This is a genomic window from Ruegeria sp. SCP11 (assembly GCF_040329455.1).
Taxonomy (GTDB): domain Bacteria; phylum Pseudomonadota; class Alphaproteobacteria; order Rhodobacterales; family Rhodobacteraceae; genus Ruegeria; species Ruegeria atlantica_E.
In genome coordinates, this window is the sequence record NZ_JBDZYG010000003.1 from 265021 (window position 1) to 290710 (window position 25690).

25 protein-coding genes are annotated in these 25690 nt (G+C 58.3%); 11 read left to right on the forward strand and 14 right to left on the reverse strand.

Going from position 1 to position 25690, the window contains the following annotated elements; all coding sequences use genetic code 11:
* The 6 genes from ABLN94_RS06695 (at position 1) to ABLN94_RS06720 (ending at position 6448) form a co-directional block, all read left to right on the forward strand.
* Entirely contained in the window at positions 1 to 828 is an 828-nt protein-coding gene (locus ABLN94_RS06695) for a carbohydrate ABC transporter permease (protein WP_352990718.1), read from the forward strand.
* The gene (locus tag ABLN94_RS06700) at positions 828 to 1877 is read left to right on the forward strand and encodes an ABC transporter ATP-binding protein (protein ID WP_352990720.1); all 1050 of its coding nucleotides are present in this window, start codon (positions 828 to 830) and stop codon (positions 1875 to 1877) included. The genes ABLN94_RS06695 and ABLN94_RS06700 overlap by 1 nt, the downstream gene beginning before the upstream one ends.
* On the forward strand, positions 1877 to 3295 hold the full coding sequence (locus ABLN94_RS06705) for a glycerophosphodiester phosphodiesterase family protein (protein ID WP_352990724.1): 1419 nt from the start codon (positions 1877 to 1879) through the stop codon (positions 3293 to 3295). The genes ABLN94_RS06700 and ABLN94_RS06705 overlap by 1 nt, the downstream gene beginning before the upstream one ends.
* Complete coding sequence (locus ABLN94_RS06710; RefSeq protein WP_352990727.1) at positions 3292 to 4311, forward strand: LacI family DNA-binding transcriptional regulator; 1020 nt, start codon at positions 3292 to 3294, stop codon at positions 4309 to 4311. The genes ABLN94_RS06705 and ABLN94_RS06710 overlap by 4 nt, the downstream gene beginning before the upstream one ends.
* A complete protein-coding gene (locus tag ABLN94_RS06715; RefSeq protein ID WP_352990730.1) occupies positions 4304 to 5089 on the forward strand; it encodes an inositol monophosphatase family protein in 786 nt (261 codons plus the stop codon). The genes ABLN94_RS06710 and ABLN94_RS06715 overlap by 8 nt, the downstream gene beginning before the upstream one ends.
* Before the next feature lie 117 nt (positions 5090 to 5206).
* The gene (locus ABLN94_RS06720; RefSeq protein WP_352990733.1) at positions 5207 to 6448 is read left to right on the forward strand and encodes an acyl-CoA dehydrogenase family protein; all 1242 of its coding nucleotides are present in this window, start codon (positions 5207 to 5209) and stop codon (positions 6446 to 6448) included.
* A gap of 4 nt (positions 6449 to 6452) precedes the next feature.
* Here ABLN94_RS06720 and ABLN94_RS06725 read toward each other — a convergent pair whose 3' ends face one another.
* From ABLN94_RS06725 to ABLN94_RS06735, 3 genes are all read right to left on the reverse strand, one after another.
* Positions 6453 to 7232 carry a carnitinyl-CoA dehydratase gene (locus ABLN94_RS06725; RefSeq protein ID WP_352990736.1) on the reverse strand — a complete coding sequence of 260 codons (780 nt, stop codon included), beginning with the start codon at positions 7230 to 7232 and terminating at the stop codon, positions 6453 to 6455.
* A 3-nt stretch (positions 7233 to 7235) separates the two neighbouring features.
* Complete coding sequence (locus ABLN94_RS06730) at positions 7236 to 9251, reverse strand: acetate--CoA ligase family protein (RefSeq protein ID WP_352990739.1); 2016 nt, start codon at positions 9249 to 9251, stop codon at positions 7236 to 7238.
* 102 nt (positions 9252 to 9353) lie between these two features.
* Positions 9354 to 10514, reverse strand: coding sequence for an acyl-CoA dehydrogenase family protein (locus ABLN94_RS06735; RefSeq protein ID WP_352990742.1), 1161 nt, complete (start codon positions 10512 to 10514; stop codon positions 9354 to 9356).
* A gap of 97 nt (positions 10515 to 10611) precedes the next feature.
* On the opposite strand from ABLN94_RS06735, the gene ABLN94_RS06740 reads away from it, so the two are divergent.
* A complete protein-coding gene (locus ABLN94_RS06740; RefSeq protein ID WP_352990745.1) occupies positions 10612 to 11535 on the forward strand; it encodes a GlxA family transcriptional regulator in 924 nt (307 codons plus the stop codon).
* A gap of 38 nt (positions 11536 to 11573) precedes the next feature.
* On the opposite strand, the gene ABLN94_RS06745 is transcribed toward ABLN94_RS06740, so the two are convergent.
* From ABLN94_RS06745 to napF, 8 genes are read right to left on the reverse strand one after another with little or no spacing between them, the layout of a single operon-like run.
* Positions 11574 to 11831, reverse strand: a complete 258-nt coding sequence (locus tag ABLN94_RS06745; RefSeq protein ID WP_352990748.1) for a hypothetical protein — start codon at positions 11829 to 11831, stop codon at positions 11574 to 11576.
* A gap of 13 nt (positions 11832 to 11844) precedes the next feature.
* Positions 11845 to 12546, reverse strand: a complete 702-nt coding sequence (locus ABLN94_RS06750) for a NapC/NirT family cytochrome c (RefSeq protein ID WP_170494613.1) — start codon at positions 12544 to 12546, stop codon at positions 11845 to 11847.
* Between the two features lie 29 nt (positions 12547 to 12575).
* Entirely contained in the window at positions 12576 to 13013 is a 438-nt protein-coding gene (locus ABLN94_RS06755; protein WP_170494616.1) for a nitrate reductase cytochrome c-type subunit, read from the reverse strand.
* A 12-nt stretch (positions 13014 to 13025) separates the two neighbouring features.
* On the reverse strand, positions 13026 to 13943 hold the full coding sequence (napH, locus tag ABLN94_RS06760) for a quinol dehydrogenase ferredoxin subunit NapH (RefSeq protein ID WP_352990751.1): 918 nt from the start codon (positions 13941 to 13943) through the stop codon (positions 13026 to 13028).
* Positions 13940 to 14758 carry a ferredoxin-type protein NapG gene (napG, locus tag ABLN94_RS06765; protein WP_352990754.1) on the reverse strand — a complete coding sequence of 273 codons (819 nt, stop codon included), beginning with the start codon at positions 14756 to 14758 and terminating at the stop codon, positions 13940 to 13942. Before napG ends, napH begins: the two co-directional genes overlap by 4 nt.
* A gap of 27 nt (positions 14759 to 14785) precedes the next feature.
* Positions 14786 to 17278 carry a nitrate reductase catalytic subunit NapA gene (gene napA, locus ABLN94_RS06770; RefSeq protein WP_352990757.1) on the reverse strand — a complete coding sequence of 831 codons (2493 nt, stop codon included), beginning with the start codon at positions 17276 to 17278 and terminating at the stop codon, positions 14786 to 14788.
* Positions 17275 to 17568: a chaperone NapD gene (locus ABLN94_RS06775; protein ID WP_352990760.1), complete on the reverse strand. Its 294-nt coding sequence runs from the start codon at positions 17566 to 17568 to the stop codon at positions 17275 to 17277. The genes napA and ABLN94_RS06775 overlap by 4 nt, the downstream gene beginning before the upstream one ends.
* Positions 17565 to 18080 (reverse strand): ferredoxin-type protein NapF, encoded by a 516-nt coding sequence (gene napF / locus ABLN94_RS06780; protein ID WP_352990761.1) that lies wholly within the window; start codon positions 18078 to 18080, stop codon positions 17565 to 17567. Before napF ends, ABLN94_RS06775 begins: the two co-directional genes overlap by 4 nt.
* Positions 18081 to 18400: 320 nt before the next feature.
* On the opposite strand from napF, the gene fabI reads away from it, so the two are divergent.
* From fabI to ABLN94_RS06800, 4 genes are read left to right on the forward strand one after another with little or no spacing between them, the layout of a single operon-like run.
* A complete protein-coding gene (gene fabI / locus ABLN94_RS06785) occupies positions 18401 to 19165 on the forward strand; it encodes an enoyl-ACP reductase FabI (RefSeq protein WP_352990764.1) in 765 nt (254 codons plus the stop codon).
* Between the two features lie 11 nt (positions 19166 to 19176).
* Positions 19177 to 21600 carry a DUF3141 domain-containing protein gene (locus ABLN94_RS06790; RefSeq protein WP_352990767.1) on the forward strand — a complete coding sequence of 808 codons (2424 nt, stop codon included), beginning with the start codon at positions 19177 to 19179 and terminating at the stop codon, positions 21598 to 21600.
* A complete protein-coding gene (locus ABLN94_RS06795) occupies positions 21597 to 22991 on the forward strand; it encodes a bifunctional enoyl-CoA hydratase/phosphate acetyltransferase (RefSeq protein ID WP_352990768.1) in 1395 nt (464 codons plus the stop codon). The genes ABLN94_RS06790 and ABLN94_RS06795 overlap by 4 nt, the downstream gene beginning before the upstream one ends.
* Positions 22984 to 24156: an acetate/propionate family kinase gene (locus ABLN94_RS06800; protein WP_352990771.1), complete on the forward strand. Its 1173-nt coding sequence runs from the start codon at positions 22984 to 22986 to the stop codon at positions 24154 to 24156. Before ABLN94_RS06795 ends, ABLN94_RS06800 begins: the two co-directional genes overlap by 8 nt.
* 3 nt (positions 24157 to 24159) lie before the next feature.
* Here ABLN94_RS06800 and ABLN94_RS06805 read toward each other — a convergent pair whose 3' ends face one another.
* From ABLN94_RS06805 to ABLN94_RS06815, 3 genes are all read right to left on the reverse strand, one after another.
* Positions 24160 to 24633: a hypothetical protein gene (locus tag ABLN94_RS06805; RefSeq protein ID WP_352990773.1), complete on the reverse strand. Its 474-nt coding sequence runs from the start codon at positions 24631 to 24633 to the stop codon at positions 24160 to 24162.
* A 10-nt stretch (positions 24634 to 24643) separates the two neighbouring features.
* Complete coding sequence (locus tag ABLN94_RS06810; RefSeq protein WP_352990776.1) at positions 24644 to 24901, reverse strand: hypothetical protein; 258 nt, start codon at positions 24899 to 24901, stop codon at positions 24644 to 24646.
* A gap of 110 nt (positions 24902 to 25011) precedes the next feature.
* A complete protein-coding gene (locus ABLN94_RS06815) occupies positions 25012 to 25683 on the reverse strand; it encodes a D-lyxose/D-mannose family sugar isomerase (protein WP_352990779.1) in 672 nt (223 codons plus the stop codon).
* Between the last annotated feature and the right edge of the window lie 7 nt (positions 25684 to 25690).

Genomic DNA, 25690 nt, shown 5'->3' on the forward strand with positions numbered 1-25690 from the left:
ATGGCATCGAATTTCCGCGCCCTACCAATCATTGCGCTGCTGACGATCCTGTCGCTGCCGCTGGTGATCATGTACGCCTTCACTCTCGTGGACTCGGTGACGGACGCTGAGCCCGGCAGCCTGATCCCTTCTAATTTCACTCTGCATCACTGGCGGTTCCTGTGGGATGACACCACCGGGCGCGGCTCGGTCTGGGTGGCGACAATCAACACATTCATCTTCGCCGGGTCCACGGCGGCCATCGTCTGCGCCACCTCGCTGACTTCGGCCTATGCGCTGTCGCGACTGAACTTCCCGGCTCGGCGGTTCTTTCTGGCGGGCGTCATCATCCTGCACGCCTTTCCGACCATCACGCTGATCATCGCGATCTTCCTGATCCTGCAATTCCTCGGCCTGTTCGATACGCTGATCGGCGTCATAATGGTCAAGGCCGCGCTGGAGCTGCCATTCGGCATCTGGGTCATGAAGGGCTTCTACGACACCGTCCCGTGGGAGATCGAGATGGCCGGTGTTCAGGACGGGGCCAGCCGCTTCATGGTCTGGCGCAAGCTGGTTCTGCCGCAGGTGCAGCCGGGCCTCTCGGCGCTGCTGATCTTCTCCTTCCTGTCGGGGTGGAGCGAATTCATCCTGCCGCTGGTGTTGGCCCCGGGCAGCGACGCGCAGGTTCTGTCGACCTATCTGGCGTACTTCCTGCTGGATGACAGTTTGGAAGTCGACTTCAACCTCTTCAAATCGGTGGGCTTGTTCTATGCGCTGCCGGTGATCCTCATCTACCTAGTTTTCCAGAAAAAACTCATGAACATCTACGGCGGGGGTTCGAAAGGCTGATGCAACTTAGGCTCACAAACTTCACCAAAACCTTCGATGGCCTGACTGTCATCGACAAGCTGAACCTGACCGTGGAAAGCGGTGAGATGATGGCGCTGCTGGGTCCCTCGGGCTGCGGCAAGTCCACCACGCTGTTCACCATTTGCGGTATCCACCGGATGAACGGCGGGACGCTGCATTTCGGGGATCGGGATGTGTCGGACCTGCCGTCACAAAAACGTAATGTTGGCGTGGTGTTTCAGAACTATGCACTTTATCCGCATATGAGCATCCGTGACAACATCGCCTTTCCGCTGCGGGTGCAGAAGCTGGACAACGCAACCATTACCCGCAAAGTGGGTGAAATCGCAGAGCTGGTGCATATCCCCGAGCTGCTCGACCGTCGTCCGGCGCAATTGTCGGGTGGACAGCAACAACGCGTGGCGCTGGCCCGCGCGCTGGTACGGCAGCCGGACGTTTTGTTGCTAGACGAACCGCTGGCCAACCTCGACGCCAAGCTGCGGCTTGAGATGCGTTCGGAAATCCGCCGCATTCAGTTGGAGACCGGCATCACCGCCATCCTCGTGACCCATGACCAGGTCGAAGCGATGTCGATGTGCGACCGCATCGCGCTGATGAAGGACGGCAAGATCGTCCAACTCAGCGAACCAGACCAGATGTATAACGACCCGGTCGATACCTTTGTGGCCGGGTTCCTCGGTAATCCGCCAATTTCCTTTCTGGACGCTACAGTTACAGACGGGCAGTTCCGCATTGGCGACAGCGGTATCGCCATTGCCGAGACTCTGCGCCCCAAGGTCCATGGGCAGGTGCAATTGGGCATCCGCCCGGAATATTTCGGCCCGCAATACGGCACCGGAGTAAATGGCAAGATCAGCTTTGTCGAAACGCAAGGGCGCGAAGACCTGTATAACGTGACCCTGCCCAACGGCGCCGTTCTTCGTTCGATCCAGCCCGCTGGCCCTCGTCTGAAACTGGGCGAGATCGTGGATTGGGGCATCTCGTCAGATCATGCGCTCGCCTTCACACCCGAAGGTGCGCGGATCTGATGATGGATTGGTTGACCCCCTCACGACCTTTGTCGATCGCGCATCGCGGCGCCAGTGCATATGCGCCGGAGAATACCCTGGCCGCATTCGCGTTGGCCGCTGATCTGGGCGCGGATATGTGGGAGGTCGACCTGCACCAAACTGCAGATAAAAAAATTTTCGCTTTCCACGATTTCGCGCTGGCGGATGGGCGGCCGGTCAACACTTTGACCTACGCGGATATTCGAGCGTCGGTGGCCGAGAACGAAGCCCCGCTGCTGTCAGAGATCATAGGCTTGGCGCAAGCACGAGATTGCGGGATTTACGCGGACATCAAGGCACCCGCAGCCTCGGTTCCAGTGTCTCGTATGTTGCAAGACGCGGGGATTGAGCGCGCCATCCTCGGGGCATTCGATCCCCGCGTGGTTGATGCCCTTCGCGCGGCGGACAGCCCATATCCGCTGGCCGCGCTGATCCCGGTGGGGGTTGATCCGTTCGAGATATCCAAGGGTGCGAACATCATCCATCTGTGCTGGGAAAAGATGGACCGTCCGCAGGATCTGCTGGACGACGCATTTTTTGCCCGTTGCCGCGAGACAGGTCAGAAAGTGGTGGTGTGGCATGAGGAAGACCCGGACCGAATGGCGGACTTGAGAGAGAAGCCTGTTCTGGGCATCTGCTCTGATCGGCCGGAACTGGTCAATCCAACCCGGTTTCCCACCGGGTTGCAGGTCGTGTGCCATCGCGGTGCCAACAAAATCGCACCTGAGAACACTCTGTCTGCGGCCCATGCATGCTTTGCCGCCGGGTTCAGTCACGTCGAGATTGACGTGCATGTCACCGCGGACGATCAGCTTGTGGTACTACACGACGCAACGCTAGACCGGACAACCAATGGCACGGGGCCGGTCTGTAATCACACGCTCTCTGAGTTGCAGGCTTTGAACGCGGGGGCGTGGTTTTACCCTTTCTATACCAACGAGCCCATCCCCACATTGGATGACATGTTGAGCCTTGCTAGAACTTATAACGGTCAACTTTACATCGAACTGAAATCTGCCCCCGCGCGTCTTGTCTGGGACCGGGTGGTTGCGCATGAGATGCAGGAGCGGGTGTTTTTTTGGTCTTTTGTAACCCAATCGCTGCACGATATGCGCGCGATTTCGGACAAGGCCCGCCTGATGATGCGTCGGCAGGACTTTGACACACTTGAGGACACGCTGTCTTGTCTCAACCCGTCGCTGATCGAATATACGATGACCGACGACTGGGCTGATTTCCCGGAGTTACAGCGTCGAGGCGTTCCGGTCATGATCGCTTACAACGGTGATGACCGGGCGGTGCTGGCGCAAATCGTCGATGCCGGTGTGGAAATGGTAAATCTGGACCAACCGTTTGTGTTCGCTGACATTTGTCGTGAGAAGGGAGTTGCCGAGTGACCGAAGACTCCAGAAAGCCTGTTACGTCCTTTGACGTCGCCCGCCGGGCCGGAGTGTCGCGTTCGATGGTGTCGCGCGCTTTTACCGAAGGGGCCAACATCTCGGACAAATCCCGGGAGAAGGTCCTGAAAGCCGCCGAGGAGCTGGGCTATCGCGTCAATTTTCTGGCCCGTGGCTTGCAGACGCGGCAGTCCAATCTGGTTGGGATCGTGGCCTCGTCGCTAGACACACCATTCCGATCAAAACAGGTGCGTATTGCCGCGCAAGAGATTATCAGCCACGGTTTTCGGCCCATCCTGCTGACGGTCGAACCAGACGATGATATCGAGCAATGGCTGTCCGTCATGCTGAATTACAACGTGGCGGGGGTGATTGTGACCTCGGCCACACCGTCGCCGAAGATCATTCAGGAATGCCATCGTCTGCATATGCCTTTGGTGCTGATCAATCGCGGACAAAACCAGGACATTGCCGATACAGTCCAGATCGACGTCCGGCAAGCCGGAGAACTGGCCTATACGATGCTCACGCGCGTGCCGGTCAAGCGGCTGGCCGTCGTGCATCCGCAAACACCTTCCTATTCGGTGACCGGGCGCGCCCACGCTTTTCTTGACAAATGCCGGGCTGAGAATGTGGCAGTTGAGGAATTCATATCGTCCAGCCAGAGCTATGCTGCGGGGTATGATATTGGGGGCAGCATCGGTTTGTCGTTGGACCAAATAGATGGGGTATTTTGTACGACAGATTTGCTGGCCTTTGGCGTCATGGACCGGCTGCGCGCGGATTGGAATGCCCACTTCCCCGAGGATGTGCAGATTGTCGGCTGTGACGACATCGAGCAGGCGGGATGGGGCGCCTATCAGTTGTCTACCATGCGTCAGGATGCGGAACAGCAGGTAATGGCCGCCGTTCGGCAAATGCTGGACCGCATCGAAAACCCTGAGATGGAGATACAGCATTTCAGCCAGGTGCTGACTCCGATTTTTAGAAAAACAACATTGAGCAGTCATGACTAAAAAATTTGAGACCAAACTGGACTTTGCAAAATATCTGACCCGTGAGGCGGGTAAGCTGGCGCAGAAGTTATTTCGAGACAGGGATCAGGCATTCGTATCCGTTAAAGGATTGCAGGATTTCGTCACCATCGCTGACCGGCAGGTCGAAGAGGAGATCCGTGCCCTGATAGCCATACATTTTCCTGGTGACGCTGTACTGGGCGAGGAAGAGGGCCGCACGGGGAACAGTGATGCGGTTTGGGTGATTGATCCGATCGACGGTACTGCGAACTACATGCGGGGCCTGCCCGACTGGGCCGTTTCGGTGGGGTATTGCGAAAAAGATGAGATTGAGCTGGGTGTGATCTACGCGCCTGATCGGGACGAGTTGTGCTGGGCCAGTAAAGGCCAAGGGGCGTTCTGCAATGATGAACCCCTGCATGTCTCGGATTGTAGTCGACCAGACCAGGCATTGCTGCTGCTCGGGCGTTCGTCCCGTAACCCACTGCAGGACTACCTGACCGTCATCGAACGCACGATAGGAGCGCAGATGGAATACCGCCGGAATGGCTCGGCTGCGGTGAGCTTGATGACGGTCGCGCAGGGTAGGGCCGAAGGGTACTACGAGGCACATCTCAACTCATGGGATGCAGTTGCCGGGGTGCTGATCATCCGCGAGGCCGGCGGGCATGTTCAGGCCTGTCCCGTGCCCGAGATGTTGGAACAGGGTAGCCGCGTTCTTGCAGTCACACCCGGACTAGAATCGGCCGTGTCGGATCATATTTTTTCGGCGGCCTGAATGACCTAACGGAATTTGCAATTGAGATCCTTTTAGCCGGTTTCACAAATCCGATGGGCACGGATAGGGTACGAGGAAACCTCATGCTCTGCCGCAACAGTTTGAAAAGGGACTGCCATGGATTTTGCGCCATCGCCTCGAACCGTGGAAATCCGCGACCATCTGAAACGCTTTATGGAGGCGCATATCTATCCGCGCATCCGTGACCACAAGGATGAGATCGAGGCGGGCGATTTCCCGGTCTCGTTCATGGAAGACCTCAAAGCGCTGGCTCGGGCCGAGGGGTTGTGGAATCTGTTCCTGCCCTCTTTGCGCGACGACGAGCCCGGCACACGGTTGACCAATCTCGAATACGCCCCGCTGGCCGAGTTGATGGGGCAGGTCAGTTGGTCTTCCGAAGTGTTCAACTGCAGCGCGCCGGACACGGGCAACATGGAATTGTTGCATATGTTCGCCACACCGCAGCAGCGCGAAGACTGGCTGGTGCCGTTGCTGAATGGTGAAATCCGCTCGGCCTTTGCGATGACCGAGCCAGACGTGGCCAGTTCTGACGCGACCAATATCACCACCTCGATCCGGCGTGAGGGGAATGAATACGTCATCAATGGCCGCAAGTGGTTCATCACCAATGCCTGCCACCCGAACACAAAGTTGTTCATCTTGATGGGAAAGACTGACCCCGACGCGGATCGGCACAAACAGCAAAGCATGGTGATTGTTCCCCGCGATACACCCGGTCTGGAAATCGTGCGAAATCCCACGATCCTGAACATGCATGATCCTGAAGGCCATGCGGAGCTGGTGTTTAAAGATGTGCGCGTGCCCGCAGAAAACCTGTTGGACGAAGAGGGCAGCGGATTTGCCCTAGCGCAGGCGCGGCTGGGGCCAGGGCGTATCCACCATTGCATGCGCTCGATCGGAGCGGCGGAAATGGCGTTGTCGCTGATGGTTGAACGCGCGCAAGAGCGGAAGGCCTTCGGCAAACAGCTTTCGGAACAGGGAGTGATCCGGGAATGGATCGCGAAATCACGCCTCGAGATCGATCAGGCGCGGTTGCTGACCTTGCAGGCAGCGTGGAAGATTGATCAGGTCGGCGCCAAGGCCGCCCGACGTGAGATTTCGTTAATCAAGGTGGTGGCGCCCAATGTGCATGCCACCGTAACCGACCGCGCCATGCAGGTCTTTGGTGCTATGGGCATGACACCTGATACACCGCTGGCCGACAGCTACACCTGGGCACGGGCGTTGCGTTACGCGGATGGCCCGGACGAAGTGCACCTGCAGGCTATCGCCAAGCAAGAGCTGAAGAACTCAAACTTCGGCATGTCAGCACAGTGGCTGACACCGCCGAAGCGTTGATCTCTTACTTGCCCTTCCAAACCGGATCGCGTTTTTCGGCAAAGGCGCGTGCACCTTCCAGCTGGTCCTCGCTGGCGTACAGAACATCAACCGTGCGCAGTTGGCGTTTGGTGATGCGGTTCATCGCGTCTTGGAACTTGCTGTCTTCAGCGTCGCGCACGACCTCTTTGATCGCGGCGTAAACCAGTGGCGGGCCGGAGGCCAGCAGGCGGGCCAACTCCCAGGCACGATCCACCAATTGGTCGGCAGGGATGATCTCATTCACCAGTCCCCAACGGTTGGCCTCTTCGGCATCGAACCATCGACCGGTCAGAAGCAACTCCATTGCGATATGGTAGGGTATACGCTTGGGAAGCTTGACGCTGGCCGCATCCGCAACCGTGCCTGAACGGATTTCCGGCAAGGCGAACGAGGCGTGTTCTGCCGCCAGGATCATGTCGGCTGAAAGAGCCAGTTCCAGTCCACCACCGCACGCGATGCCGTTCACGGCTGCGATCACCGGTTTGTTCAGATCGCGTAATTCCTGCAGACCTCCGAACCCTCCGACTCCGTAGTCTCCGTCGACCGCATCGCCGTCAGCGGCGGCTTTCAGATCCCAACCGGGGCAGAAGAATTTCTCACCCGCGCCAGTCAGAATTGCGACGCGCAACTCGGGGTTATCGCGGAACTCAGCAAACGCCTCACCCATGATCCGGCTGGTGGCTAGATCAATGGCGTTGGCTTTCGGCCGGTCCAGCGTCACCTCGAGGATCGCGCCGTCGCGTCTGGTTTTGATGGGGTCCATTTCTCAGGCCTTTCTGATGAGGGCGTCCACTGCAACCGCCGTGTCGGGAGTGCAGAGAAGCGGGTTAATCTCGACTTCGCCAAGCGTGTCGGGATTTTGCATGACATAGGCCTGAACGGCCTGAATGGCGGCGATGATCGCATTCATATCAGCCGGGGGCTGACCGCGATAGCCAGCCAGTAACGGCGCAATTTTCAGCTTGCCAAGGGCAGAGCGGATATCGTCAGGTGTGCTGGGTACCAGCAGAGAAACCGTGTCGCGCAGCACTTCTGTCAGCACGCCGCCAGCGCCGAGGGTCAGAACGAACCCATGCGCCGGGTCGCGTACCACACCCACCAATAGCTCGGCTACGGTGCCGGTAATCATCTCTTCGATCAGAACCTCATCTGTTCCGATCTCCGTAGTCACAGACGCCGCGTCTTCGGGCAGTACGCCAAGGCGGACCGCGTCATGCTCCGATTTATGGGCCAACCCGACGCCTTTGACGGCAAAGGGTGCGGTCATGCTGTTCGCGGCGGCTTCTGCTTCATTTGCACTTCGAACCGTGCGGCTTTGTGGAACACGCAATCCGCATTTGGCCAGTGCTTGCTTGGACTCGCCTTCGGTCAGGGTTTGCGTTGTTTCGGCCGTACCGGGCAAGCAAACTGCGTTCTCAGATGGAGCCGAAATCTGACCCGCCGCATGGATGGCAGACAGAGTCTCACGCAGTCCCATAAATGGAACTACACCACCTTCCATTAGCTCTTGTGCCACGTCTTCGGGCAATAACTCGGGTAGGGTCGCGGCGATGGCAAATCGCGCACCAGATTCTGCACGCACCTTCAACGCAGCCCTTGATGCGCAAGTCCAGTCGGTCGAGTCGGTGGTGGGGTAGTCGACAATGGAGACAGTCATGTCGATGTCCCCACCGGTCATCCCGGACCATGCCTGCGCCATCGCCCCCTCGTCGCGCCAGATATAGGTGTGGTAGTCCAGCGGGTTGTTCAGCGCCACCATCGGTCCGAGTACGTCTCGCAACAGGTTCTTTTGGTCGGCAGTTAGGCGTGGGAATGTCAGTCCCGTCCCGACTGCCATGTCCGCGATCAGGCTGGCCTCGCCACCGGAACAGCTGATTGAAGCGATATTGCCGCCAGGCAGAGGGCCGTAGCAATGCAGCAGTTTTAGCGTTTCCAGAAAATCAGGCAGGGCAAAGAGCCGCGGAATGCCCAGCCGATCCAGCAAGGCTTGTGCGCCGGCATCGCTGCCTGCCAGTGACGCGGTGTGCGAGACGGTCGCTGCCTGAGCTTGCTCTGACGCTCCGACCTTGAGGGCAACGAGCGGCACGCCCTTGGCATGTGCCTTGGCAGCCAGAGCTTCCCACTGCTGGATATCCTTGAACCCTTCGATATGCAGGCCGACGGCCGTCACGCGGGGATCGTCAATCAGGGCGGATGCGATCTCGGCCTGACTGGTCTGTGCCATGTTCCCGCAGGTCACCATATAGGCAATCGGCAGGGCGCGTTTCTGCATGGTCAGGTTGATCGAGATGTTCGAGCTTTGCGTCAGGATCGCAACACCTTTGTCGATCGGAGCCGCGCCATGTTGATCAGGCCATAGCAACGCCCCGTCCAGAGCGTTGATGAAGCCATAGCAATTTGGCCCGAGAATGGGCATGCCGCCAGCGGCAGCGATTAGTTGATCCTGCAGATCGCCACCGGTGTCGTCCTCGGCCACTGCTTCGGAAAAACCCGAAGCAAAACACACTGCTCCGCCCGCGCCCATGCTGGACAGGACATTGACAGCCTCGATCGTTGCATGGCGGTTGATGCCGATGAACACCGCGTCCGGGGCCTCGGGCAGGCTCTCAAGGTGATCGTAGACCTTGTGGCCGACAATCTCTGTGGCTTTGGGGTGCACTGGCCAGATTTGCCCTGCATAACCCATGCGTTCCGATTGCAGAATAACCTGTTGGCACCAGGCGCCGCCCCCTATGACGGCAATGGTTTTCGGGCGCAGAAGCCGGGTTAGATCTTTGTTCATCGACGATCCTGATCGTGTCGTTGGTGTATCCCCGACGGTGAGCGGTTCGGGACAGGATGAGAGCGTAACCTGTCAGAACCCACTCACCGCCGGGACGTGGTCTTATGCGCCAAGGGGACGCAGAAGATCGCGGCTTATGATGTGACGTTGAATCTCGCTGGTACCGTCCCAGATGCGCTCGACCCGTGCATCGCGCCAGAACCGCTCGATCGGGAAGTCATCCATCAAGCCCATGCCACCGAAGATTTGCAGCGTAGTATCCGTAACCCGCGCCAGCATTTCCGAAGCATAGAGCTTGGCCGAGGCGATTTCCCGGTTCGAAGGCAGGTTCTGATCCAAACGCCACGCGGCCGAGAGAGTCAGCCAGTCCGCTGCGTCGATCTCGGTGATCATGTCGGCAATCTGGAAGCCGATACCTTGGAACTTGCCGATGGGTTGACCGAATTGCTTGCGCTCGGCTGCGTAGTTCAGCGCGTAGTCAAAGCAGCGCCGCGCCCGGCCAACCGAGAAAGCCGCAACCGTCAGGCGGGTGGCATAGAGCCATTCGTTCATCACGGCAAAACCACCATCGACCTCGCCCAGAACTTGTGCGTCGGGCAGGCGGCAGTTGTCAAAATAAAGGATGTAGTTCTTGTAGCCCTTGTGGCTGACCGAGTTGTAGCCTTCCTTGACTTCGAAACCCGGGGTGCCGCGATCCACCAGGAAGGTGGTGATGCGCTTTTTGGGGCCTTTCGGGGTTTCGTCCACGCCGGTAGCAATGAAGACGATAAAAAAATCCGCGTGCTCCGCGCCTGAGATGAAGTGCTTAGAGCCGTTGACGACCCAGTCACCGCCGTCCCGTACGGCCTGGCATTTCATACCCCTCACATCTGAACCAGCATCAGGCTCTGTCATGGCCAGCGCGTCCATTTTCTCGCCACGTACCGCGGGTAGCAGGTAGCGTTCGCGCTGCTCGTCATTGCAGGCCATCAGGATGTTTTGCGGGCGGCCAAAGAAATGGGTCAAGGCCATGGACCCGCGGCCCAATTCGCGTTCGACCAGCGTGAAATCGAGATGTGAAAGGCCGGCTCCGCCGACTTCCTCGGGGAAGTTGCAGGCATAAAAGCCCAGATCAATGCACTTCTGTTTGATCTCTTCGCCCAGTTCCAGCGGTACAGTGCCACTACGTTCAACCTCTGCTTCGTGAGGGTAGATTTCGTTCTCGACAAAGCTGCGGACCGTTGAAACGATCATTTCCTGTTCTTCTGACAGACCAAATTGCATGGCGTGCGTTCCCTAGATGGTGGTTGACGAATGAAACGCCACAAGTCAGGTTCACGGCATGCAGATTTAGTCGTTTATCATGCAGAGTTAGAAAAAATTGACGCGTCGCTATAACATCTTGCTGTTTGATGGGTTCTCAAACCATTGCCTCGCCAACATGGTCGAGCCGCTGCGGGCAGCAAATACACTGTCGCGGCAGATCCTGTATGCGTGGCGATTCTATTCGCTGGATGGAGAGGCCGTTCAAAGTTCCAGCGGTTTGGTTGTCACGCCTCATGACGCTCTGAACGATCAGAGCGGGGACGTTCTGATTGTCATGCCATCTTATGGGTATCTCAAGTTGGACAACCGCGCGACCATTCGTGCCCTGTTGACGGCCGCACGGAACCACGGACGACTAGCGGGGTTAGACACCGGCAGTTGGTTGTTGGCCCGAGCTGGCTTGCTAGACAATCATCGCGCGACGATCCACTGGGACGAGCTGTCTCGATTTGAAGAAGCCTTTCCATCTGTTGATGCCGTGCAGGAACGTATTGTTATTGATGGCAGCAGGTTAACATGCTCAGGGGCAATGGCGGCCTTTGATCTAGCTTCTGCTCTTATTCGCCATGACCACGGCCCGCTTCTGTCGATGGAGGTCGCCCATCTGCTGATGAGTCGCGGCGCGGCGGACCCATACGCTTTGCCTTTGAAATCAGAGGATACGCTGGTCAATCGCGCATTGGCCGTAATGCAGGGGAATCTTGAAGCCCCGCTCCCAATCAAGGACGTCGCCCGAAAAATCGGTTGTTCGCAAAAAAAGCTCGAGACGCGAGTTCAGGCCGAACTACGCACCACGCCACAAGCACTATATCGGCGTCTGCGGTTGAATCTGGCGAGGAAACTGGTGGAAGAGACGGAGCAATCCATCGCGGAAATTGCCGGTCGTTGCGGTTACGAAAATGCCAGTGCGATGACCCGGGCGTTCAAAGCCGAATTCGGCAGGACCCCGACCGCGTTCCGCATCGGGGTCCCGAAATAACATGAATTGTTTTGCCAGAGGCCTAGGTCGACCTCGGATCAGACGGTTGCGCCCTTGATGCGGATCACCGAACCCAACGTACCTGCGCACAATCCGATGACCACGGAAATCAAAAGATCTGACGTCTGGACATTGGCAAAACTCCAATGGGCGAAGATTACCGTCTCGAACACGCCGACCACCGCACCCATCAAACCGCCCAGCCATAGGCGGCGGGTCATCATTCCGAGTGCAAGGCCCAGAATGCCCGGAAGGCTGATGATGTTGGCTCCGACTGTTCCCAGAAATTCCAGCATATCGTGCCCCTCTTTAATCCGCGCTGTTGGTCAGGAATGACCGGATTTCTTCACTGCCATCCGCCACCTGCTGATGCAGTGTGCCCGAGGGTTCGCCAGCCAGTTCTTCAGTAATTTCTTGATAGGTTTCAAGGTAATCGGGCGGCAGGGTGTGTGCGATGCCCTGGTGGCAGTCGATGCAGGTCATGTTGTTGTCAATGGCGCGTTGGTGTTCAGACGCGGCACGGGTTTCCTGGATGGTAAAGTCCATGTAGTCGAAGTTGTGACAGTTGCGGCATTCGCGGCTGTCCGACGCCTTCATCTTTTTCCAGACGGCCGAGGCCATGCTTAGCCGGTGCTCTTCGTATTTCTCTGGCGTGCTAATGGTACCTGCCAACTCATGGTAGACGTCCTTGACCGCCATGATCTTGGCCTTGATCTTGTGGTTCCACTCATGCGGCACGTGGCAATCGGAACAGATCGCCCGCACGCCAGAGTGGTTGTTGTAGTGGATCGTCTCGCGATATTCACCCAGATTTGTTTCCATCGTGTGGCACGAGGTACAGAATTCCTCGGTGTTGGTCAGTTCCAGCGTCCAGTGGAACCCACCCCAGAACAGGATGCCAGCCAGAAAACCGGCCAATACCAGAAAGCCGGAACTGAACAAAACGGTCGGTGTCCAGATCGCGTTCCAGATGCGGCCAATCAATCCGCGTTTTTCGGGGGAGTCTGCCATCTTGGTGCTCCTTTCAGACAAGCGTCGGATTATTTGTTGGACGAGGGTTCAAACACGTTGTCGACCAACGCTGGCGCATCTGCCTGAGGTACGTGGCACTGGTTGCAGAAATAGCGAGTGCCTGCGATGTGATCCAGTTCGTTGCCGTCGCGGTCCAGATAGTGGGTCATCGAAAGAGTCGGTGCGTTGCGTTCCCCGGCCTTGGTCCAGTCATGGCAGGACAGGCACTGGTTGGTGCGGACGTCAATCTGGTACTGCTCGACCGAGTGCGGGATCAGTGGCGGTTGTTGGCGATAGTTGCGCTGCATACGCCCTTCGACATCCTTGTGGATCTGATGCAACGGTATTGGTTCATCCACATCGGCACCACGTAAGGTTTCCACCTGGGCTGACTGGGCAAGGGCGAACCCGCTCAGGAGCAAAACGGGGATCAGGGCAATTCCGCCTGTCACGATTGATTTTTTCATCTTGGCACTCCCTTAGATAGGTCTGGCTGCGCGCGCATCTGGCGCGGGAACTGGATCGGAAGGTGCGGCGACATGGTCGTCGAACCGGTTAGTAAAGTTGAAGACGTTGACCGCGCAGACATCGATGCAGCGGCCGCAATTGGTGCAGTCCGGGGACAGTATCAGTGGCGTCGTGCCCGGTTTCCCCTTTAGGGCCGGGGAAATGATCTGGTTTTCGGGGCAGACGGCGTAACAATCCATGCAGTCGTCGCAGGCGGCCCGGTTCGCAGCGCTGACCCGCAGAAGGCTTTTACTGCCGATCAGGCCGTAGAAAGCGCCGACCGGACAGATATGTCCGCACCAGCCGTGGCGCGAGACAAACAGGTCAAAGACAAAAATCCCAGCGATCATGGCCCAAACAAAACCTGCGCCGAAGATCAGCCCCCGGTGCAGCATGGTGATCGGGTTCACCAACTCCCACGCGATCACGCCCATCAGGGCCGAGACGATCAGAACGGTGGCCAGTACCCACAGGCGGGTGCTGCGCTTCGGCTGCCAGCCTTTCGGCAGGTCCAGCTTGCGGTGCAGCCAGTTGGCGGCGTCGGTCACCGGGTTGATCGGGCAGACCCATGAGCAATAGACCCGGCCTCCGATCAGTGCATAGGCGACCAGAACGATCAGCCCGCCGATCAGAGCGGTCAGTTCGGGCCAGTGCCCGGCCACGAGGCTTTGCAGCAGGACCAGAGGGTCGGTCAGGGGTAGCACACCAAGGGTCAGCGACCCGGCCAGCGTGCCTTGCACGACCCAGACGCCGAACCACGGGCCGAGCAGAAACAGTGCCAGAAAGAACAGCTGGCTGGTGCGGCGCAGCAGCAAAAAGCGGTGCGAGCCGATCCAGCCTTTGACTTGGATCGCCTCTTGGCCGACGGGGAGGTGCGTGCGAGCGCTCATTGTCCCACCCCCGGCAAGTCATAAGACGGGGTAAAGCCACCCGGAGTGGTCAGATTGTCGGTGCCAGGCCCAGGTAGACGGTCGGGCAGGTCGATGATGCCTTCGACCAGAGGGCCGCCATGCGCCTCTTTCTCTTCCCAGCCTTTTCGGTAGTGATCTGCGCTGCTTCCGCGAGCCAGACGGGCGGGCAGAACCTTGATAGCGGCTTCGGGCAGTACACAGCTTTTCTCGCACATGCCGCAACCGGTGCAACGATCAGCATGCACGGTTGGAATGAACATCGCGTGGTGACCCGATCGATCATTATGTGCGGTTTCCAGCGTTATGGCCTCGTCGATGACGGGGCAGACACGGTAACAGACATCGCAACGCAGGCCGAGGAAGTTCAGGCAGTTTTCCTGATCGACCAGAACCGCCACGCCCATTTTGGCATCGTCGATATTGTCCAGCCCCGGGTCTAGCGCTCCGGTGGGGCAGGCGGCGACGCAGGGAATGTCGTCACACATCTCACAGGGCACATCGCGCGCCGTGAAATAGGGGGTGCCGGTCGCAACGGCATCGACCCCAAGTTCGGCTAGTTTCAATGTGTCGTAAGGGCAGTCCCGCACGCATAGCCCACAGCGGATGCAGGCCGACAGGAACTCTTTCTCCGGCAACGCGCCGGGCGGGCGCAATGCCTCGGCCGGCAACGCGCGGGCATCGCGGGCCAACCAGGCCAGCAATGACCCGGCGACCACGCAGCCGCCTGCCGCGCGCGCCGAATCCTGCAGGAATCGGCGCCGTTGCGGCGAGAGAGGAGTACCGGTCAGGGACATGGGGACTACCTTTGCGATCCTTCCCGGTTACGCGCGTTCAACCTTACACGCGCATTTCTTGAAGTCGGTCTCTTTCGACAGCGGGCAGGTCGCGTCCAGCGTCAGCTTGTTGGTCAGCTGATGCTCGTCGAACCATGGCATGAAGACCAGACCGCGCGGCACCTTGTTGCGTCCACGGGTTTCGACGCGGCTGGTGACCTCGCCACGACGGGTCGAAAGAATGATCTCCTGACCACGACGCAGTCCCCGGTCCTTGGCATCCTGCGGATGCATATAGACGACGGCGTTCGGATAGGCGCGGTGCAGTTCCGGCACACGGCGGGTCATCGAGCCCGAGTGCCAGTGCTCCAGCACACGACCGGTGGAGAGCCACAGATCGTATTCTTCATCCGGCTCCTCAGCGGCGGGTTCGTAAGGCGCAAAGATGATATTGGCCTTGCCGTCCTTCTTGCCATAGAATTTCACACCCGCGCCTTCGGGCACATAGGGGTCATAGCCTTCACGGAAGCGATAGAGCGTTTCCTTGCCGTCCACGACGGGCCAGCGCATACCGCGTGCCTCGTGGTACATTTCGAATGGTGCGAGGTCGTGCGCGTGACCACGTCCGAATTCGGCGTATTCCTCGAACAGGCCCTTCTGAACGTAATAGCCGAAATGCTCGGCATCGTCGTTGTCGAAACCTTCCGCGGTCTCGGATAGCGGGAATTTATCTACCTGGCCGTTGGCATAGAGCACGTCATACATGGTCTTGCCGCGATGCTCAGGCATTTTGGCCAGCAGCTCTTCGTCCCAGACCTCTTCGACGGTGAAGCGCTTCGAGAATTCCATCAGCTGCCACAGGTCCGATTTAGCCTCGCCTGGGGCCTTCACCTGCTGACGCCAGAATTGGGTGCGGCGTTCCGCGTTGCCATAGGCACCTTCCTTTTCAACCCACATGGCGGTGGGCAGGATCAGGTCGGCTGAAACGGCCGTGACTGTTGGATAGGGATCCGAAACCGTGATGAAGTTCTCAGGGTTGCGATAGCCGGGATAGCCTTCCTCGTTGATATTCGGCGCGGCTTGCATGTTGTTGTTGCACTGCACCCAATAGGCGTTCAGATCACCATCTTTCAGCTTGCGGTGCTGCAACACGGCGTGGAAACCGGGCTTTGCGGGAATGGTGCCTGCAGGGATTTTCCACGCGGTTTCGCAGATTTCACGGTGCTTGTCGTTTGCCACCACCATGTCGGCAGGCAGACGGTGGGCAAAGGTGCCGACCTCGCGCGCCGTACCACAGGCCGAAGGCTGACCGGTCAGCGAGAAGGGCGAGTTGCCCGGCTCGGAAATCTTTCCGACCAGCAGGTGAACGTTATACATCAACGAGTTCACCCACGATCCGCGGGTATGCTGGTTGAAGCCCATCGTCCACAAGCTCATGACCTTGCGGTTAGGATCGGCATATTGCTTGGCCAGTTTTTCCAGCTTGTCGGCGGGAACACCCGAAAGTTCTGCCGTGTATTCAAGCGTGTAAGGTGCAACGGCTTCGGCGTATTCCTCGAAGCTGATCGGCTCCATCTTGCCTGAGTTCGGGTTTTCAGCCTCTTGCTGCAGCGGATTGTTGTCGCGCAGGCCATAGCCGATATCGGTTGCAGTTTTGGTGATGTTGACGTGGTTTTTGACGAACTCTTCGTTCACCGCACCGGTCTGGATGATGTAGTTGGCGATATAGTTCAGGATCGCCAGGTCGGTCTGCGGTTCGAAAACCATGCCATTGTCGGCCAGTTCGAACGAGCGGTGTTCGAATGTCGACAGCACGTGCACCTCGCAACCCGGCTTGGTCAGACGGGTGTCTGTGAGGCGCGACCACAGGATCGGGTGCATCTCGGCCATGTTCGAGCCCCACAGCACGAAGGTGTCCGCGTGCTCAAGGTCGTCATAGCAACCCATCGGCTCATCAATGCCGAAGGTACGGATAAAGCCCACCACGGCCGAAGCCATGCAGTGGCGTGCGTTGGGGTCGATGTTGTTCGACCGGAACCCGGCCTTCATCAGCTTGGACGCTGCATAACCTTCCCAGACAGTCCACTGGCCGGAACCGAACATGCCGACGCTGGTCGGGCCTTTCTTGGCGAGAGCCTCTTTCCACTTTTCTGCCATGACGTCGAAGGCTTCGTCCCAGCTTACCGGTTCGAATTCACCGTTCTTGTCATAGACGCCATTCGACTTCCGCAGCAGCGGCGTGGTTAGGCGGTCCCGGCCGTACATGATCTTGGACAGGAAATAGCCCTTGATGCAGTTTAGACCGCGGTTCACTGGCGCGTCCGGGTCGCCCTGTGTGGCGACGACGCGGCCGTCCTTAGTACCTACCAGTACCGAGCAACCGGTGCCGCAGAACCGGCAGGCTGCTTTGTCCCAGCGAATGTCAGGAGCATCGGTTTGCGCATTGGCCTGACCGGTGGCCAGAGGGATGCCTGCGGCTGACGCGGTGGCAGCGGCCGCTGAGGCCTTGAGAAATGTCCGGCGAGATTCTGATGTAGTCATAGCGTGAGCCTCCGGCTGGTGGTTTGGCTTAGGGCATCGGGATGCGGAGTGCTTTCCGCGAGATCCTCGAAATGGTGATAAGTCAGCGTCAATGAGATCACTCCGGGGATCTGGTGCAGATCCATGATGATCTCTGACGCAAGGCGATCGGATGTGTCTTCGACGACGACCACGAAACGGCCGTCTTCGGCCTGGGCATGGATTTCAACGCCCGGAGTGCTGCGCATCGCTTGCGCTGCGGCCTCCACCTGATCGGGGGCGACATGTATAAGGCAACCGCAGATATTCATTGTATCGCTTCCGTTTGAGGGATGGGTTGGCGTTCAAGCGCGATAGCGTCGACCGGGCAGAGCGTCACGCAGGACCCGCATCCGTTACAGGTGTCAACGTCCAGCGAAGGCGCGGCCCGCCCTCCCAATTGCAGGCGGAAGCGGATGGCGTTCTGCTCGCAATTGTCCTGACAGACCCGGCAGCTCACGCCGTTCATGGACAGACATGAATCTTCGCGAAGCTCGGCTCGCCACGGCCAGCTCGCCAAGTTTTCGATCTGCAAGGCGTCCGTGGGGCAGGCTTTGGCGCAATCCCCACAAAAGGTGCAGGGGTTTTCACCAGGTTGGAAAACCGGGAACCTGTCCTGATCAAAGGCGATTACCGCTTCCGGGCATGCTGTAGCGCAATCGCCGCATTTGGTGCAGTGATCCAGAAAGTCGAACATAGTAGAGCCCGGAGGACGAGCAATGCTACTGTCCTCACGGAACATTCTGGCGCTAAGAAACGCCCTTCGGCTGGTCAGTTGGCTCATGTGGCTAGACTGTTCGCGGTGATTCCCTTCGTAGGATAACCCAATAGACGTTTTGAACGTGATGCTTTTTGATGCAGATCATTTTTTGGACGCTTTAATATCTGTCACTTGAAAAATCTTTCCGAAGCTCCTGAACCTGAACATGAAGTGCCGGCTAAACTCGCGCGAAACAGCGGCAGTGGAAGCTCTGCACCCGTCTGTTTCGCGAAGGAAAACGCGAAGTTGTTACATTAAATCGCTATGCGGCATTGCAGCGTAGAAATTGAGTGTCATATTGAAACAAGATTTTCTGCGGCGCAGAAGGTGAAAAGGATCGGCGGATGTTCAGCCTGAAAGGCACAAAGGCGGTTGTTTTAGGCGTCGCCAATGACCAATCCATAGCCTGGGGTATTGCAAAAGCTCTGCATACACAGGGGGCTGAAGTTGCGATCACTTATCTGAACGAAAAGGCAGAACCGCATGTGCGGGCGCTGGCGGAACAGATTAACGCTCTGATCGTGATGCCACTGAATGTGCGCGACCCGGATCAGCCCCGCGCGTTGTTTGATGAAATCACCCGCCGGTGGGGGCGGTTGGATACTCTGGTGCATTCCATTGCCTTTGCCCCCAGCAAGGACCTGCACGGTCGAGTCATTGATACCTCGCCCGAAGGGTTCGGTCTGGCCATGGATATTTCGGTGCACTCGTTCTTACGTATGATCCATCTGGCTGAACCGCTTATGGAGCAAGGTGGAACCTGCATGACAGTGTCATTCCTTGGCTCGACAAGAGTTGTGGAAAACTACAACGTAATGGGTCCAGTCAAGGCTGCGTTGGAAGCGTCGGTACGGTACGCTGCGACCGAATTGGGGCCGAAAGGCATTTCCGTTCACGCCTTGTCACCGGGGCCTCTGAAGACGCGGGCCGCGTCGGGATTGTCCGAGTTTGACGCCCTGCTGGAGCATGCCGCGGCGCGGGCGCCGACTCATCACCTAGCAACAATCGAAGATGTCGGCGCCTACGCCGCATTCCTGGCCAGCCGCGAGGCCTATAATGTCACCGGCGGCATTCACCTGATTGACGGCGGTTACAACATCGTCGGGTAGAGGAGAGGCTCATGATTTCAGACGCGCAAAAAACCTCGTTGAAACTTGGTTCAGAAATGGCTGAAAGCGCGGCCGAAGTTCAGGATCGCACGGCGGATATCGTGACTCGAGCGCTGGACCGGTCGGGTATCCAGTGGAACCTTTTGGCCCAATCGGCAGAGCTGCAATCCGCTAGGATTGTTGAAACCCATGCTGAGCGGGCACGAGACCTGATGGAAGGCTTTGCCGACGCGTCGCAACGCATTGCAACTTCGCAATCCTTAGTGGCCGATTGGTCGGCGTACCTGAAAGATGCGACCCAGCGAGTGGTGTTGACGATGGACGCGCTGCGCGAGCGCGGGGATGTGTTTCTGGAACATGAGGCTGAAGGCTGCCCGCCGGTTCTGATCTATGATTTTGAGGTTATTGTTGACGGTAAGAACCTGAAGCGCCCCTGTAACTATCAGCTATTACGTATCCTGCCGCCCGAGGGCGTGTCAGTCGACGACACCCGTCGTCCTTATATCATCATCGACCCGCGCGCGGGCCATGGTGGCGGCATCGGTGGGTTCAAACAAGACAGTCAAGTTGGCGTTGCCTTGTCCAAGGGGCATCCGGTTTACTTTGTCAGCTTTGAGCGCGATCCGGTGCCGGGCCAGACGCTTGCCGATGTCATGCATGCGGAGGCCGGGTTCGTCCGCACCGTGCGGGCGCGTCATCCCGACAGCCCCCAGCCGGTTGTGACCGGCAATTGTCAGGGCGGATGGGCAACCCTGCTGATGGCCGCCTGCAACCCGGACCTGACCGGGCCACTGATCCTTAACGGAGCCCCTATTGCGCCGTGGTCGGGCGAAGTGGGTGAGAATCCGATGCGGTATAACGCTGGTGTGCTGGGTGGAACGTGGCAGCCGATGTTCTGGTCGGATATCGGCGCGGGTAAGTTCGACGGCGCCAACCTCGTTATGAATTTCGAGCAACTGAACCCCAGCCGAAACTATTTTGGCAAGTATTTCGACCTCTACCGCGATCCTGTCGCAGGGTGTAAACGGTTCATCGATTTCGAGCGCTGGTGGGGCGGTTACTTCCTGCTGAATGAGGCCGAGATTCACTGGATTGTCGAGCAGTTGTTCGTCGGCAATCGACTGGTCAAGAATACCGCGCAACTGGAACCCGGCGTACCGATCGACATCAAGGCCGTCAAAGGCCCGATCTTTGTCTTTGCCAGCCAGGGCGACAACATCACTCCACCACAACAGGCTCTGAACTGGATCGCCGCGACTTACGCGGATGAAGAGGAAATCCGCCTGCGCGGTCAGCGGATCATCTACATGCTGCATGATGAAGTTGGCCACTTGGGCATCTTCGTTTCGTCTAAAGTGGCGCGCAAAGAGCATACCGAGCTGGCCTCAACCCTTGAGACGGTCGAGGCGATGGCGCCGGGGCTCTACGAGATGGTGATCGAAAACATCGAAGGCGAAGGGCAGGACAAAAAGTTCGAAGTCCGGTTCTATGACCGCACGTTGGAGGACGTGGCCGCGCTGGATGACGGCCAGCAGGACGAAGCCAGTTTTGCCGCTGTGGCGCATATGTCCGAGGTACAGGCAAATGCTTATGAAACCTTCGGGCGTCCATTCGTACGTTCAGTCTCGACGCCATTGGGAGCAAAGGCCTTACGCGACCTGCATCCTCTACGTGTTCAGCGCGCGGCCATGTCGTCGTCCAATCCGGCGATGAAAGGAGTTGAACAACTGGCTCAATCGGTTCGTGAACAGCGCACACCCGCCGACCCGGGCAACCCGTTTCTTGCGCTCGAGAAACTGACTGCAGACTGGATCGAGCAGATGATGGACTTTCATCGTGACCTGCGCGACGCGTGGTATGAGGGGATGTTCTTCTCGCTCTGGGGAGGTCCACTTGCTGCATGGTTCGGCAAGAAAAACGCGGCACCTCGGACATTGCCCGATCCCGAGACCCTGAAAGCCCTGCCGGAGGTCGAGGCAGCTTTGGCGCATATGAAACAGGGTGGGCTGGCCGAAGCTGTGATCCGGCTGCTGATCTTGCTGGCCTCAAGCAACCAAAGCTTCCGGGCCGAAATCCTGCACCGCTGGGCGCATGTGTTCAAAGATGAGGCACCGTTCAAGGAAATGACCGTCGAACAGCGCCAGCGCATGTTGCGGGAACAGACGGTCATCGTAACCTTTGACGAACAGGGCGCGATTGGCTCACTGCCTGATCTGTTGCCATCGGCCGCGGAAAGGAAACAGGCGGTCGATCTGATCAAACGCATTCTGGGTGATATACCAAACCCCACACCCGAGCTTGTCGAGATGGCCCAAGCGCTGTACGAAACCCTCGAACTTGCTGAGATCAAACAGGAAACGGGTGCCCCAGCCAAGCCCGTGTCCAAGCCGCGGGCTCGCAAATCGACCGTTGCCAAGAAGGCCGAACCACAATGAAGATACAGGAAAACCGCACCTACGAGCAGATCGAGGTCGGGGATGAGGCGCAGGTGACGCGCCTGTGTACTGTCGATGACCTCTATGCCTTTGCCTCAGCCTCAGGGGACCACAACCCGTTGCATCTGGCTGCCTATGACGGCGATGGAGATGGGCACCCCGAGGCCGTGGCTCCAGCCCTGTGGCCCGCCGGTTTGATTGCGGCTGTTCTGGGCAATATCCTTCCAGGTGCTGGGACTCAGACCCGTTGGGCGAACTTGTCTTTCCATATTCCCGTTGTGGCAGGGGACGAAGTCACCGCCTTTGTGACAGTGATTGAAAAGCGCGAGGATGGCGATTTACTGTGTGCCACCGAAGTGCGCCGTGTAGGTGACAACGCGCTAATCCTCAACGGTGAAGTGCAGGTGACACCTCCGGCTAAGCACCTGACCTTCGACTCGGTCGAAGTGCCCGGTCTGGTCGTGCAGCGTCACCGCCATTTCGACGCCTTGATCGCGAAGGCTGAGCCTCTGGACCCGATGCCAACGGCCGTGGTCGCGCCGGAAGAGCCGAACTCTCTGGGTGGTGCATTGCTTGCGCTCACCAAGAACATCATCACGCCGATCCTGTTGGGTGACCCTGAAAAAATCGCAGCAGCTGCCGCCGAACTTGAGGCCGACATTTCGGGGATCGAGATCATAGACGTGCCTAGTCATGAAATGGCCGCTCACCGCGCGGTGGATTTGGTCGTTGAAGGCAAAGCGCAGAGCCTGATGAAGGGGCATCTGCACACCGATGTTCTGCTGCACGCGGTCCTGCGCCGCGACAAGGGCCTGCGGACAGGGCGGCGTCTGTCGCATGTGTTTGTGATGGACGTTCCCGGTTTTTCGCGACCCATTATGGTGACGGATGCGGCCGTGAACATTGCCCCTGACCTCGAGGCCAAGGCTGACATCGTGCAGAACGCCATCCATCTGGCGCAGTCCATCGGGATCGAAACGCCGAAGGTCGGTGTCTTGTCTGCGGTCGAGACGATCAATCCGCATATGCCTTCGTCTGTGGATGCGGCGTTGCTGTCGAAGATGGCCGAGCGCGGCCAGATCACCGGTGGTCTGGTAGATGGTCCACTGGCGATGGACAATGCGGTAGATCTGAATGCGGCGCGCACCAAGGGCATCACGTCAAAGGTGGCCGGCTCGGCGGATATTCTGGTGGCTCCCAATATTGAGGCGGGGAATATGGTGGCAAAGCAGCTTACCTATATTTCGCATGCAGAGGCGGCGGGGATCGTGGTCGGTGCGGCTGCGCCAATCATTTTGACGTCGCGGGCGGATGACGATGCCTCGCGTCTTGCCTCATGCGCGGTGGCGGCTCTGCACGCGCATGCGAACAAGGGTAAAATTCATGGCTGACCATGTTCTGGCGCTGAACGCCGGGTCTTCTTCCTTGAAATTCGGGCTGTACGAATTGGTCGAGAACAATCGCCCCAGCATGCGCTGGCATGGCCAGATCGAACGTCTGGGGGACGCACCCCGTCTGCTTGCGGAGTCCGCCGGGGGGCGTTCGGTCGACCAACCCCTGACCAACACCCATGGCCATGATGAAGCGATCCATGCCTTTTTAGATATGGCACGCGAGTATTTGCCGGATATCAGCATCCGTGCCATCGGTCACCGGGTTGTGCATGGTGGGACGATCTATTCGGAACCAGTGCAGATCGACAACACGGTTCTGGATACACTGGCGGGGTTCATCCCCTTTGCGCCGCTACACCAACCCTACAGTCTTGCCGGGATACGGGCGGCCAGCGACGCTTTTCCAGACACGGTTCAGGTAGCTTGTTTTGACACTGCGTTTCACCGAACTCACCCTTGGGTCAACGATACCTTTGCCCTACCGCAGAACTACTACGACAAGGGCGTGCGCCGTTACGGTTTCCACGGTCTGAGCTACGATTACATCACGCAGAAACTCAAGGAAATCGCCCCGAGCCTCTACGATGGTCGCGTTGTCATCGCTCATCTGGGAAATGGTGCCTCCATGTGCGCGGTGTCGGGCGGTAGGGCCGTTGCCTCGACAATGGGGTTTTCGGCGCTGGACGGCTTGCCAATGGGCACACGCAGCGGCCAGTTGGATCCGGGCGTTGTCCTCTACATGATGCAGCAAGAAGGCATGAGCGCAGACGAGATCGCAGACATGCTCTATCGCAAGTCCGGTCTGCTGGGTCTGTCTGGCATGTCGTCCGACATGCGCACTCTTTTGGCTGCTGACACGCCCGAGGCGCGTAGGGCGATCGACTACTATGTTTTCCGTATTCGCCGAGAGCTTGGGGCCATGTCCGCCGCGCTGGAAGGGTTGGATGCACTGGTGTTCACTGGCGGGATCGGTGAAAACGCGGTCCAGATCCGCCAGCGGGTCTGCGAAGGGATGCGCTGGATCGGGATCGAGATGGACCCCAACCGAAATGCGGACAACGGTACAGTTCTTTCGACAGATTTCAGTCGAGTGCGTATCTTGGCAGTCCCGACGAACGAAGAAATGGTGATTGCCCGAGCGGCGGCGCGGTTGGTGCAATAAATACTATTGTTCGGGCCTGTTTTTCCGGCGCTTGGCATATTTGATCAGCACACCCAGAATGGCGCTGATGATATCTGGAGACAGCGTACCCAGCGGGTCGCGCCGGATGCCGGTTACAGTATTTCGGGCTTCGGTCAGGGTGTCTTTGACCTCTGTTTCGATATCCTGCAGTGCCATATCTCGCAACTCAACCGCTGCCGTCGTGTCGACCTGTGCGTCCTGCGTATTGGCCAGCAGCGCCAAGATCACGGCCAGCAGCAGATTTGCGCCGGCCATGATCAACGCGGCCAGCGGTTTGGACAGAGACGCAGACAACCAGAAGAATCCGGCCACATTCAGCATGATGACGGCCAGTCCAACCGCCAGCCCCGCCGCCGCGTAGAACCCGGTGCGCCGGGCGGCAATGGCGACATGCCGTTGCGCGATCAGTCTTTCGGCGCGAAGAACAATCGAAATGTTGCGAGAAATTCGGCTCATGATCAGGCTCCTACCGAGACCGGCCTAGCAGGTAGCCAAGCGTAAAAATGCCAAGTGCAAACAGGATCGGCCTTTTGTGCGGCAGATCCTCTAATTCGGTTAAAGCTTCTTCCAACTGACCGGTCCAGCCGTCGATATTCTCAGCGATCCTGTCGGCCACTGTGTCATGCTGCTCCGACGCAGAGGCCTTTTCATTCGCTTCGGTTTGTTCAGCCAATTGTCGACGCAAATTGGCGACCTCGGCTTCAAGCTCGGCTTTCGTGACCATTGGATCGGTCCTCTTGCAATTGGTGCGCGGGTTGAGGTCAGTAACCTTACCCCCGGCTTCGAGGACCATGTTAATTCGCTTTTCCGGTTTTGGAAAAGGGACTTATCAATTTAGGCGTAGTAATCTGCGACCAGAAGGAAATCCGGTTCGGCGTCCTCCTCGATCGTGGCATACCGCGGGATCGGGTCTTCGAACACGTTATCGGTGCGGTCGTCATTGACGGTCGAAACCTCGCCAATCAAACAATCACCCTTTTCCGCCCAAAACGCATGCCAGATGCCGGGCATCAGAGTGACGCTTTCCCCCGGTTTCAAGCGCAGCAACTCACCAGGTTTGATCGTCACCGGACAGCCGTCGCTAGGCACGACAACGGGGGTGTCACGGTCAATGCCGCCTTCGGCGTCCGAGGCATAGATCTCCATCACCAGATCGCCGCCGCCGCGGTTGATGATATCTTCGGCCTTGACGATATGGCGGTGCATTGGCGACAGCTGTTTGTCGCGCGAGACCAGAAGTTTTTCGGCATATAGCATCCCACGACCACTGTTCAGATCCCCGACATCGCCGTTGCGCAGAGTGAAGAGGAACAAGCCCAACTCGTCGAACCGCCCCTGTCCGTAGTCGGTGATATCCCAGCCAAGCCCGCGCTCGCGAATGCCCGCTGCTTGGTCACTCCGCATTTGGTCGGGCGACCAGTTGGCAAAAGGCGGCAGGACGGCGCCGAAAGAACGGATGAAGGCTTCCGCCTCGGTTTTGATGGCGTTGATATCAGAACGTTTCATAGTGCCC